This window comes from Kitasatospora sp. NPDC007106 (genome assembly GCF_040634455.1).
Lineage (GTDB): Bacteria > Actinomycetota > Actinomycetes > Streptomycetales > Streptomycetaceae > Kitasatospora > Kitasatospora arboriphila.
In genome coordinates this window covers 1-10,356 of sequence record NZ_JBEYFP010000179.1, presented here as the reverse complement: position 1 = coordinate 10,356, position 10,356 = coordinate 1, and the positions used below count along the sequence as shown (strand labels likewise).

9 protein-coding genes and 1 pseudogene are annotated in these 10,356 nt (G+C 75.0%); 2 read left to right on the top strand and 8 right to left on the bottom strand.

Annotated elements, in window-relative coordinates; all coding sequences use genetic code 11:
* The 8 genes and pseudogenes from ABZ641_RS16730 to ABZ641_RS16695 form a co-directional block, all read right to left on the bottom strand.
* The coding region (locus tag ABZ641_RS16730) for a nitrate reductase (RefSeq protein WP_359982558.1) at positions 1 to 2,504 on the bottom strand (2,504 nt) is incomplete at its 3' end.
* 212 nt (positions 2,505 to 2,716) lie between these two features.
* A complete protein-coding gene (locus tag ABZ641_RS16725) occupies positions 2,717 to 3,043 on the bottom strand; it encodes a putative quinol monooxygenase (RefSeq protein WP_344624160.1) in 327 nt (108 codons plus the stop codon).
* A 46-nt stretch (positions 3,044 to 3,089) separates the two neighbouring features.
* On the bottom strand, positions 3,090 to 3,635 hold the full coding sequence (locus tag ABZ641_RS16720; protein ID WP_344624161.1) for an IclR family transcriptional regulator C-terminal domain-containing protein: 546 nt from the start codon (positions 3,633 to 3,635) through the stop codon (positions 3,090 to 3,092).
* A gap of 27 nt (positions 3,636 to 3,662) precedes the next feature.
* Positions 3,663 to 3,827, bottom strand: a pseudogene (locus tag ABZ641_RS16715) (helix-turn-helix domain-containing protein); the annotation flags it as partial.
* A gap of 370 nt (positions 3,828 to 4,197) precedes the next feature.
* Positions 4,198 to 5,835 carry an MFS transporter gene (locus tag ABZ641_RS16710; protein ID WP_344624162.1) on the bottom strand — a complete coding sequence of 546 codons (1,638 nt, stop codon included), beginning with the start codon at positions 5,833 to 5,835 and terminating at the stop codon, positions 4,198 to 4,200.
* Between the two features lie 31 nt (positions 5,836 to 5,866).
* Complete coding sequence (locus tag ABZ641_RS16705) at positions 5,867 to 6,169, bottom strand: SHOCT domain-containing protein (protein ID WP_030276446.1); 303 nt, start codon at positions 6,167 to 6,169, stop codon at positions 5,867 to 5,869.
* Between the two features lie 40 nt (positions 6,170 to 6,209).
* Positions 6,210 to 6,653: a DUF6325 family protein gene (locus tag ABZ641_RS16700; protein ID WP_030276444.1), complete on the bottom strand. Its 444-nt coding sequence runs from the start codon at positions 6,651 to 6,653 to the stop codon at positions 6,210 to 6,212.
* A gap of 34 nt (positions 6,654 to 6,687) precedes the next feature.
* On the bottom strand, positions 6,688 to 7,131 hold the full coding sequence (locus ABZ641_RS16695; protein WP_344624163.1) for a hypothetical protein: 444 nt from the start codon (positions 7,129 to 7,131) through the stop codon (positions 6,688 to 6,690).
* 199 nt (positions 7,132 to 7,330) lie between these two features.
* Between ABZ641_RS16695 and ABZ641_RS16690 the strand changes: the two genes are divergently transcribed.
* Together ABZ641_RS16690 and ABZ641_RS16685 are read left to right on the top strand one after the other, a co-directional pair.
* A complete protein-coding gene (locus ABZ641_RS16690; protein ID WP_359982553.1) occupies positions 7,331 to 10,039 on the top strand; it encodes a LuxR C-terminal-related transcriptional regulator in 2,709 nt (902 codons plus the stop codon).
* A gap of 101 nt (positions 10,040 to 10,140) precedes the next feature.
* Complete coding sequence (locus ABZ641_RS16685; RefSeq protein ID WP_263102957.1) at positions 10,141 to 10,341, top strand: hypothetical protein; 201 nt, start codon at positions 10,141 to 10,143, stop codon at positions 10,339 to 10,341.
* Positions 10,342 to 10,356: the final 15 nt, after the last annotated feature.

Here is a 10,356-nt window from a genome sequence, read left to right as displayed (position 1 = left end):
CCCGCGGGCCGGGCGGCGGGCGGGGCGGAGCGGGAGAACATCCCGGCGAGCACGCCGTCCACCCACAGCGCGTGCGCCGGGTCGAAGGGGGCGTCGGCCGGCAGCACCGGCACCGCGCCGGCCGGGGCGGTGGCGCCGAGGCCTGCCAAGTACCCGGCGAGGTAGCGGCGTTCGTGGTCGGCGAAGGCGGGCGGGGCGGCCAGGTCGGTGAGCGCGAAGAGCCGGGTGAGGGCCGCGATCGCGGTACCGCCCTCGGCGGCCGCCGCGGTGAGGGTGGGCCCGGGGGCGGCGACGGCGGCCGGGGCCGGGTCGGCGACGGCGGCGACCCGGGTGAGCGAGACCGCGCAGGCCTTGAACTCGGGCTGGAAGGAGACCGGGTCGACGGCGTCGTTGGTGACGGCGTTGATCCCCAGGTACTCGCCGAACATGTCGTTCCAGTGGAAGGGCGCGAAGCAGGTGCCGGGCAGCACCCGGTCGGTGACCACCACGGGCAGCACGGCCCGGCCGCGCCGGGAGGCGACCTCCAGCCGGTCCCCGTCGGCGGCCCGCAGTGCGGCGGCGTCCACCGGGTGGATCTCCACGAACGGGCCCGGGTTCAGCTTGTTCAGCTTGGCGACCTTGCCGGTCTTGGTGAGGGTGTGCCACTGGTGCTGCACCCGGCCGGTGTTGAGCACGAACGGGTAGTCGTCGTCGGGCAGTTCGGCGGGCGGCAGGTGCGGCCGGGCATAGAACCGGGCCCGGCCGGACTCGGTGGGGAAGGCGAGCCGCGGCCGGGAGCCGTCCTCGCGGACCAGCGGCTGCTGGCTGACGCCGTCGTTGAGGTACCGCACCGGGTTGCGGTCCGGGCCGCCGGGGGCGCACGGCCACTGCGCGGGGCCCTCCCGCAGCCGGTCGTAGGTCACGCCGCGCAGGTCCCAGCCGGTCGTCGGGTTCCAGGCCTGCTTGAGCTCCTCGAAGACCTCTTCTGCGGAGGCGTAGCTGAAGGCCTCGGCGTAGCCCATGGCGCAGGCGACGTCGGCGATCAGCCGCCAGTCGGGCCGGGCCCCGCCGGGGGCGTCCACCACGCCCGGGACGAGGGTGAGGTTGCGCTCGGAGTTGACCATGACGCCGTCGGACTCGGCCCAGAGCGTGGCGGGCAGCACCACGTCCGCGTAGGCGTTGGTCTCGGTCTCGGCGAACACGTCCTGGGTGATGACGAGTTCGGCCGCCTCCAGGCCCTCGATGACGGTGCGCCGGTTGGCCACCGAGGCGACCGGGTTGGTGCAGATGATCCAGCAGGCCTTGATCTCGCCCTCGGCCATCCGCTCGAACATCTCCACCGTGCCGGCGCCGGCCTCGGCGCGCAGGCTGCCCCGCTCGATGCCCCAGAGGTCCTCCGTGAAGACCCGTTCCGCCTCGACCAGGGCGGAGCGCTGGCCCGGCAGTCCGGGGCCCATGTAACCCATCTCGCGGCCGCCCATGGCGTTGGGCTGGCCGGTCAGCGAGAACGGTCCGCTGCCGGGGCGGCAGATGGCGCCGGTGGCCAGGTGCAGGTTGACCAGGGCGTTGGTGTTCCAGGTGCCGTGGGTGGACTGGTTGAGGCCCATCGTCCAGCAGCTCGTCCACTCCCCCGCGGTGCCGATCCACTCGGCGGCCTGCCGCAGGTCGGCCTCGGCGAGGCCGGTCAGCTCGGCGACGGCGGCGGGCGGGTAGTCGGCGAGGAAGTCGGGCAGTTGCTCCCAGCCCTCGGTGTGCTCGGCGATGAACGCCTCGTCGGTGTGGCCGCCGGCGACCAGCAGGTGCAGCAGGCCGTTGAGCAGCGCCAGGTCGGTGCCGGGGCGGACCTGCAGGAAGAGGTCGGCCTTCTCGGCGGTGGCGGTGCGGCGCGGGTCGACGACGACGAGCTTCGCGCCGGCCTTGACCCGTTCCATCATGCGCAGGAAGAGGATCGGGTGGCAGTCCGCCATGTTGGAGCCGATGACCAGGAAGAGGTCGGCGCGCTCGAAGTCCTCGTACGAGCCGGGCGGGCCGTCGGCGCCGAGCGAGAGCTTGTAGCCGGAGCCCGCGCTGGCCATGCACAGGCGGGAGTTGGACTCGATCCGGGAGGTCCGTACGAAGCCCTTGGCCAGCTTGTTCGCCAAGTACTGCGCCTCCAGGGACATCTGGCCCGAGACGTAGAACGCCAGGGCGTCCGGCCCGTGTTCGTCGACGATGGCGCGCAGCCGTCCGGCGACGGCGGCGACGACCGCGTCCACGTCGGCCTCGGCCGGCTCCTCGCCGCGGCCGGTGCGGACGAGGGCGGTGCCGAGCCGGCCGGGCGCGGCCATCAGGTCGGCGTGGGTGGCGCCCTTGGTGCAGAGCCGGCCGGCGTTCGCCGGGTGGGCCGGGTCGCCGGAGGCCTTGACCACCCTCCGGCGGCCGTCGGCCTCCCGGGCCACGTCGAGGACGATGCCGCAGCCGACCCCGCAGTACGAGCAGGCCGTCCTCACCCGGCTGGTCTCCTGCTGCGGCGTCGGCACCGTCACGGCTGCCCCTCTCGTGGCCGCCGGTCCGGGCCCCGCCCGCGGTGGCGGGGTCCCGCCGACCGGCCCGGTGGGACGCTCCCACCTGTGTCCAACGTAGGAAGGCCCTGTTGCGCGGAGGTGTCGTGCGGGGTTCCCCGGCCGTTACGCCTGCCGCACGGATGGTACCTCCGGGTGTGAGGCCCCGGGGGCGGATCGCGCAGGCCCGTCCGGGGTCACTCCGCGGGGGTGAGTTCGGCCATCTCGCCCCAGCCGTCGACCGGCGCCTCGACGTAGATGATCTGCGGCTTGGCCGCGATGGCCTGCGGCAGTTCGGCCATGGCGGCCTTGAAGTGGTCGGAGTTCACGTGGGCGGCCCCGGCCTCGGCGTCCGCGAAGGCCTCCAGGAGGACGTACACCTGGGGGTCGTCGACGCTGCGGGACCACTCGAAGAAGATGTTGCCCGGCTCCTCGCGGGTGGCCCGGGTGAACGCGTCGACCCGCGCCATCCAGCTGTCGGCGTACTCGCGGCGGGCGGTGAACTTGACGTTGATCAGGATCACGGCTGGCTCCTCAACGGTGTTGTGGTGGTGGGGCGGTGACGGCCGCTCAGCCGAACTGCCGGGCGGCGCGGGTCAGGACGTCGCCGATCCGGCCGCGGGCGGCCCGGTGGGCGGTGGGCAGCGAGACGGAGAGCGCCCGGGCGGGGCCGCCGCCGGCGGGCGGCAGCGGCACGGCCAGGCACATCCAGTCGGGGTCGTACTCGCCGACCGAGACCGCCAGGCCGAGTCGGCGGACGAGGCCGAGTTCGGCCTCCAGCCGGTCGGGGTCGGTGATGGTGTGCTCGGTGAACCGCGGCAGGCCGTGCTCGGCCAGGTAGCGGCGGCGGGCCGGTCGGGAGAGCGCGGCGAGCAGCACCTTGCCGTGGGCGGTGGCGTGCGCGTGCGGCTCGGTGCCGGCCTCGAAGGGGTCGCCGTCGGCCGCGGGCGGCCCGGTGCTCTCGACCACGGCGATCCGGCCGTCCCGGCAGGTGCTGTAGTACGCGGGGGTGCCGGCCGCGCGGGCCACCCGCAGCAGCAGGTCGCGGACGTCGGGCTCGGTGGGCTCCCGCCGCCGGTACGCCCGGTGCAGGGCGGGGATCCGCGGGCCGAGCACGTAGCCGCCGCGGGTGCGGGCGAGGTGGCCGCGGGCGGTGAGCGGGCCGAGCAGGGTGTAGACGGTGGAGAGCGAGCAGCCGAGCCGGGCGGCGAGGTCGCGGGCGGCGACCGGGCCGGGTGCGTCGGCGACGGCGTCCAGCAGGTCGAGCGCCCGGTCGAGCGACTGCGGGCCGTGCGCGGCGGCGGCGATGGCGGGGCTCCTCTCGGCGCGGGGCCCGTACGGGCCGGTCGCCCTACAGCCTGCCCGAGGCCGGGCCCGCCGCCCAAACCCGCCGCACGGTCATTCCGGCGGTGCCGGAAAGTGCGTGCCGCCGGCGCCGAGGCGTGTCTTCCACGGCGCGTGCGTGCCCTGCAGGGGCGCGTTGGGGCACCCGGCCGAAGGCTGGGGGGAGACTGCGCGATCGGGCTGCGGGCGGCCTTTCGGACCAGCGGTGATCCGAGTTCGCCAGGAACACCGCTCCCGGACTGCGCAGTTCTCCCCCGGCCTTCGGCCGGGAGGTGCCCCCACGCGCCCCTGGATCGACCACCGCGTTTCCCGGGAGGACGCGCCCCGCGGGCCGTCAGGCCGCGACGTCCTCGCGGTCCTCGCCGTCCTCGTCCTCCGCCTCCTCGCCGCCCGGCCCCTTGCCTCGGACGTGGGCGGGCAGCGCCGTGGTGCAGAGGAAGCCGATCAGGGCGATGCCGCCGCTGGCGAGGACGGCGACCTTGAGTCCCGTGATCTGGGCGTCCCGGTAGTTGTCGACGATGGCGTCCGCCTCCGCGGGCGGGATCGAGGTCTGCGCCAGGGCGTCGGCGACGCCGTCCGCGGGGACGAAGGTGAGGCCGGCCTCGATCCGGGTGCCGGCCTGCCGGGCCACCTCGTCGGAGATCCTCGGGTCGTTCTTGATCAGGTTGCCCAGCGAGGCGGCGAGCGCACCGATCAGGATCGCACCGATCAGTGCGGTGCCGAGCGAGGAGCCGAGGTTCTGGGCGGTGTACTGGAGTCCGCCGGCCTCGCTGCGGTCGGCGGCGCCGACGCTGGACTGCACGACGTTGCCGAGCTGCGAGGCGAGCATGCCCATCCCGAGGCCCATCACCGCCATGGCGAGGGCGAACGAGAGGTCGTTCAGCTCGGGGTCGATGGTGGCGAGCAGCCAGACGATGGAGGCGAGCAGCACCAGGAACCCGGCCCGGACGATGGTGCGCGGTGAGGCGATCCGCAGCAGCAGCGAGCCGCTCATCGAGGCGACCAGCATGGTGATGGACACCGGCAGCAGCCGCAGGCCCGTCTCGAAGGCGTCCTCGCCCAGCACCACCTGCAGGTAGAGCGGGATCACGAAGAACAGGCCGAGCAGGATGGTGTTCTGGTTGAACAGGGTGACCAGACCGGAGCGCAGCGACCGGACGCGGAACAGGCCGAGGTGCACCAGGGTCGGCTTCTCCGCCCTCTCCCGGCCGAGTTCCCAGCGGGCGAAGAGGAACAGCAGCAGGCCGCCGAGGGTGATCACGAAGAGGGTCGGCGAGAAGCCGAACACGGTGAACGGCGGGTTCCGCGGCTCCAGCCAGCCCCAGCTGCTGCTCTGCAGCACCGCGAGGACGACCAGGGCGAGCCCGGCCGCGGAGAGCGCGACCGCCACCAGGTCGATCTTCGGCCGCTCCTTCGGCGGTTCCTCGGCCGGGATCCAGCCGATCAGGCAGAGCATCGCGGCCACCAGGACGACCTCGCCGGCGAAGACCAGCCGCCAGGTGAGGTAGGTGGTGACCCAGCCGCCGAGCAGCGGGCCGACGGCGATGCCGGCGCCGGCGAGGCCGCCGATCACGCCGTAGGCGACGGCCCGGTCGCGGCCCCGGTAGGCGCCGGCGACCAGGGCCGCGAGGGCCGGCAGCACCAGGGCGGCGCCGAGCCCCTCGATCACGGACCAGCCGAGCGCGAGCACCCACAGCTTCGGGGCGATCGCGGTGAGGCCGGAGCCGACCGCGTAGACGACCAGGCCGATCACGAAGGTGCGGCGGCGGCCGTACATGTCGCCGATCTTGCCGCCGGTGAGCATGAAGGCGGCCATCACCAGGGTGTAGAGGGTGATGACCCCCTGGATCGCGGTGACCTCGGTGTCGAAGTCCTCGACGAGCTGACTGATCGACACGTTCATCACCGACGCGTCCAGCACCATGAGGAACTGGCCCGTGCCGAGGACGATCAGCGGCTTCCACCGGTTCACCGCGCCTCCAGGGGGTTTGACAGCGAGTCGGTCAGCCGTTGAGGATCCGGGCCTTCTGCGCCTCGAACTCGGCCTCGGTGAGGATGCCCTGCTCCTTGAGCGTGGCGAGTTCCTTGAGCTGGTCGATCTTGCTGTCCATGCTGACCGGGGCGGCGGCCGGCGGCGCGGGCGGCGGCGGTGCCTGCTGGTAGACCACCTGCTGCGGGGGCGGGGCCTGCTGGGCCTCCTGATCGGCCCACCGGCCGGCCTGCCGCCGGGACACGCGGTTGGACACCGCCGTGGCGGTGCCCGCGACCACGGCGGTGCGGGCGACTCCTCGGATCAGTCCGGGCATGGTTCTCTCCTTCGGTCTTCCGGTACCGGCGGGTGGCCGGTCACTCCTCGGACTCGAGCGCGTCCAGCGCGGCGACGAGGTCCGGCAGCGGGATGCGGCCGCTCGCCACCAGCTGGGCGCCGCCGCGGCGCAGGGCGGCGGCGAACGGCGCGGCCCACAGGTTCTCGTAGACGATCAGGCCGGCCGAGTTGCCGGGCTCCAGGGCGGCGGCGGCCTCGTCGAGGTCCTCCGAGCCGAGCAGGCCGGAGGCCGCACCCTCGAAGACCGCGAGGTCGAGTTCGCCGTCGCCGGTCATGTCGGCGATCTCCAGCCCGACGACGGAGCCGTCGAGCTCCTTCTTCATGAACATCAGGTCGATGATCCGGACGATGCCCCGGTCGACCAGGTCGACGAGCAGCGGCAGGCCCTCCCCGGTCATCTTGCTGCCGGGGAACTCGATCACCACGTAGTCGATCGGGCCCATCTCGTTGATTTCGTCGGTCACTTCGGGCTCCTCGGGTGCGGGTGCGGGTGGGGGCTCAGGGGGCCGGCGGCCCGGGCTCCGGGCGGCCGCCGTAGGCGATCAGCGCGTACAGGGCGATCACGTCGATGGCGATGACCAGCACGGACCAGACCGGGTACGACGGGATGAAGGCCATCTGGGCGAAGGCGTTGAGGACGAGGACGGCCACGCCGAACCAGCGGGCGAGCTGGTTGCGGGCGAGGACGCCGGCCGCGGCGAAGCCCTGCGCGACGGCGAGGGCGAGCATCGCCCAGCCCCAGGCGCGCAGGTCGCCGAAGACGAAGCGGGCGTCGCCGACGAACACCTTGGACTGCGCGATCGCCGCGATGCCGTCGAGGCCGTTGAACAGGGCGAGGACGCCCAGCATGACGGCGGCGAACATCCGCATGGACTCGCCCTGCTGCGTCGCCCGCGGCGGCGTCGGGCGGAAGCTTCCGGCGGGATAGGGTGCGGTCGCCATCGAGACCTCCGTGTCGGGTGTCCTGGACAGTCCCCCAGATCAGGGTGCGGTCAAGCGGGCGGCTCCGCACCACCCGGCGCGGGTGACCGGCCGCCCCGGCGGTCACCCTCCGTGCGTTGCGGCCGCCCGGGGGTGTACCGATGATTGAAGCCGGGACGACGTGTGCACCCGGCGCGCGCCCTGGACTCCGGTGGTCGCCATGCCAGACAGCTCAGGAAATCGGCGGCCGGCCGCCGTCGGCGCACCGGCCCCGGCACCCGCTCCCCCCGCTGCTCCCCCCGTTGCTCCGAACGGCGACCCCGTACTGGCCGCCCGCTTCGCCGCGCCGCCCGTCCCCCGCACCTTCGTCCGCCGCGAACGGCTCGCCGAACGGCTCACCGCGGGGCTGCAGCGGCCGCTCGTCCTGGTCAACGGCCCGGCCGGGGCCGGCAAGACCCTGCTGGTCGCGGACTGGGCGGCGCGGGCCGCCCTGCCCGGGCCGGTCGTCTGGCTCACCCTGGAACGCGGCGACGAGGCACCCGGGGTGTTCTGGGCGCAGCTGCTCGCCGCACTGCGGCACGGCGGCATCCCGCTCCCCGCGGACGTGGCCGGCCCCGCCCGGGCGGCCGAGGTGGACCTCGCCCTGCCGGACCGGCTGGCCGCCGGACTGAACGGGCGCGGCTCCCCGGTCGTCCTGGTGCTGGACGAGTTCGAGCACGTCACCTCCCCGGCGGTCGCCGAGGCGCTGGACGGACTGCTGCGGCACGCGGCGGGCGGGCTGCGGCTGGTCCTGATCAGCCGGGACGAGCCGCTGCTGCCGCTGCACCGCTACCGGGCCGCCGACGCGGTCGCCGAGATCCGCGGCACCGACCTCGCCTTCACCGCCGAGGAGACCGGTGTCCTGCTCACCCGGCACGGACTGGCCCTCTCCGAGGAGGGCGTGCAGGCGCTGACCCGCCGGACGGAGGGCTGGGCGGCGGGCCTGCGGCTGTGCGCACTGGCCACCGAGAACACCGACGACCCGGAGGGCTGCCTGCGCGAGTTCGAGGCCGGCAACAGCACCGTCGCGGACTTCCTGCTCGCCGAGGTGCTGCAGGCCCAACCCGCGGAGACCCAGGACCTGCTGCTGCGCACCAGCATTCTGGAGCGCACCCACACCGGGCTGGCGGACGCCCTGACCGGCCGGCAGGACGCCGCCCGGATCCTGGAGGAGCTGCGGCACGCCAACGCCTTCGTCACCCCGCTCGGTCACGCCTGGTACCGGCAGCACACGCTGTTCGCCGAGATCCTCCGGGTGCACCTGCGCGCCCGGCACCCGGGCCTGGAACAGGAGCTGCACCGGCGGGCCGCGCACTGGCTGCACGACGCCGGGCGGCTCGCCGACGCGCTGCCGCACGCCGCGGCGGCCGGGGACTGGGAGACGGCGGCCGGCTGGCTGGTCGACGACCTGGCGGTCGGTCAGCTGCTGGCCGGCCTGGACGCCGCCCGGCTGGGCGCGCTGTTCGCCCGCATGCCGGAGCAGGCCGACGGGCCGGCCGTGGCGCTCGTCCGGGCCGCCCGGGCGCTCGCCCGGTGGGACGTCGACCGCGGGCTGGCCCACCTCGGCCGGGCCGACGAACTCGCCCCGCCCGGCACCGGCAGCGCCGCCGCGCGGCTGAGCGGCGCCGTGCTGCGCGTGCTGGCGGCGCGGCTGCTCGGCTCGGCGGACATGGCGGAGAACGCCGCGGAGAGCGCGGCCGAGCTGGAGCACGAGGTGCCGGAGGAACGGCTGCGGGCGCACCCGGAGCTGAAGGCCCTGCTGCTGGCCGGGCTCGGCTCCGCCCAGCTGTGGGAGGGCCGGTTCGACGCGGCGCGGGCCGGACTGGCGGCGGCAGCCGAGGCCGCGGGCGGCGCCGCTCAGGCGGCCGTCCGGCACGAGTCGCTGGGGCGGCTGGCGCTGATCGACCTGCTGCTCGGCTCACCGGGCCGGGCGGAGGCGCACGCCGTGGAGGCGATCGCGGAGGCCGCCCGGTGCGGGCTGCCGCCCTCGGCGCACAGCGGCGTCGGCCACCTGGTGCTGGCGGAGATCGCCTTCGACCGGGACGACCTGGCCGTCGCCCGGACGGCGCTGGAGCGGGCCGAGGCCGGGTCGGGCGCCCGCCACGACCCGCTGCTGGTGGTCGGCCTGGCGGTGCTCAAGGCGAAGCTGCTGCTGAACTCCGGGGACGCCCGCGGCGCACTGCTGACGCTGGCCGCGGCGGAGCGCCCGGCGCCGGCCGACAAGCCCTCGCCCTGGGCGCGCGAGCGGATCGCGCTCGGGCAGTGCGCCGCGCAGTTGGCGGCCGGTGACCCGGTGGCCGCGCTTCGGGTGCTGTCCGCCGCCGGCGAGGGGCCGGAGCCGGCCGTCGCCGCCGCGCAGGCGCACCTGGCCGCGAACGATCCGCGGGCCGCGCTGGCGGCGCTCGACGCGGTGCCCGCCCGCGCGGTGCGGCCGGCCGTCGCCGTCCGGGCGCAGCTGGTCCGAGCCCGGGCCGCGTCGGCGTTCGGGGATCCGGCGGCGGCCCACCGGCTGCTGGCGCAGGCGCTGGCCGTGGCCCGCCCGGACCGGCTACGCCGCCCGTTCCGGGAGGCCGGCCCGTGGGTGCGGCGGCTGCTGCAGGAGCGCCCGGCCCTGGCCCACGCGCACGGCTGGCTGCCCCGGGACCTGGTCGCCGGACTCCCCCGTCCGGGTGACGCACCGGCGCCCGCCCCGGTGGTGGAGCAGCTGAGCGAGCGCGAGCACGACGTGCTCGTCCGGGTGGCGCAGCTGATGTCGACCGACGAGATCGCCGCCGACCTGCACCTGTCGGTGAACACCGTGAAGACGCACCTGAAGAGCATCAACCGCAAGCTGTGCGCCACCCGCCGCGGCGAGGCGGTGCGCCGGGCCCGGCAGTTGCACCTGCTCTGAGCGGGCCGTCCCACCCCGGCCGGGTGATGACCCGACCGGCCGTACCGGGGACGGTGGAGCAGGGGGTCCGAGGCCGTGGGGTACCGAGGGAGCGTGTGCCCATGCACTACGAGATCCGGGTCGCCGGGACGATGTCGGAGACGATGCTCTCCGAGGGGTTCCCCGAGCTCGACAGCTACGTCGTCCCCAGCCAGACGGTCCTGTACGGCCAGGTGGTCGACGAGGCGCACCTGTACGGCCTGCTGGCCCGCTTCCGGGCGCTCGGCCTGCGGGTGGTGGAGTTCCGGCAGCTGCCGGACTGAGGGGAGAGTCCGGCA

Coding starts and splice junctions, on each gene's coding strand:
- ABZ641_RS16690 (WP_359982553.1), top strand. CDS start 7,331: ATGCCAGACAGCTCAGGAAATCGGCGGCCGGCCGCCGTCGGCGCACCG.
- ABZ641_RS16695 (WP_344624163.1), bottom strand. CDS start 7,131: ATGGCGACCGCACCCTATCCCGCCGGAAGCTTCCGCCCGACGCCGCCG.
- ABZ641_RS16705 (WP_030276446.1), bottom strand. CDS start 6,169: ATGCCCGGACTGATCCGAGGAGTCGCCCGCACCGCCGTGGTCGCGGGC.
- ABZ641_RS16685 (WP_263102957.1), top strand. CDS start 10,141: ATGCACTACGAGATCCGGGTCGCCGGGACGATGTCGGAGACGATGCTC.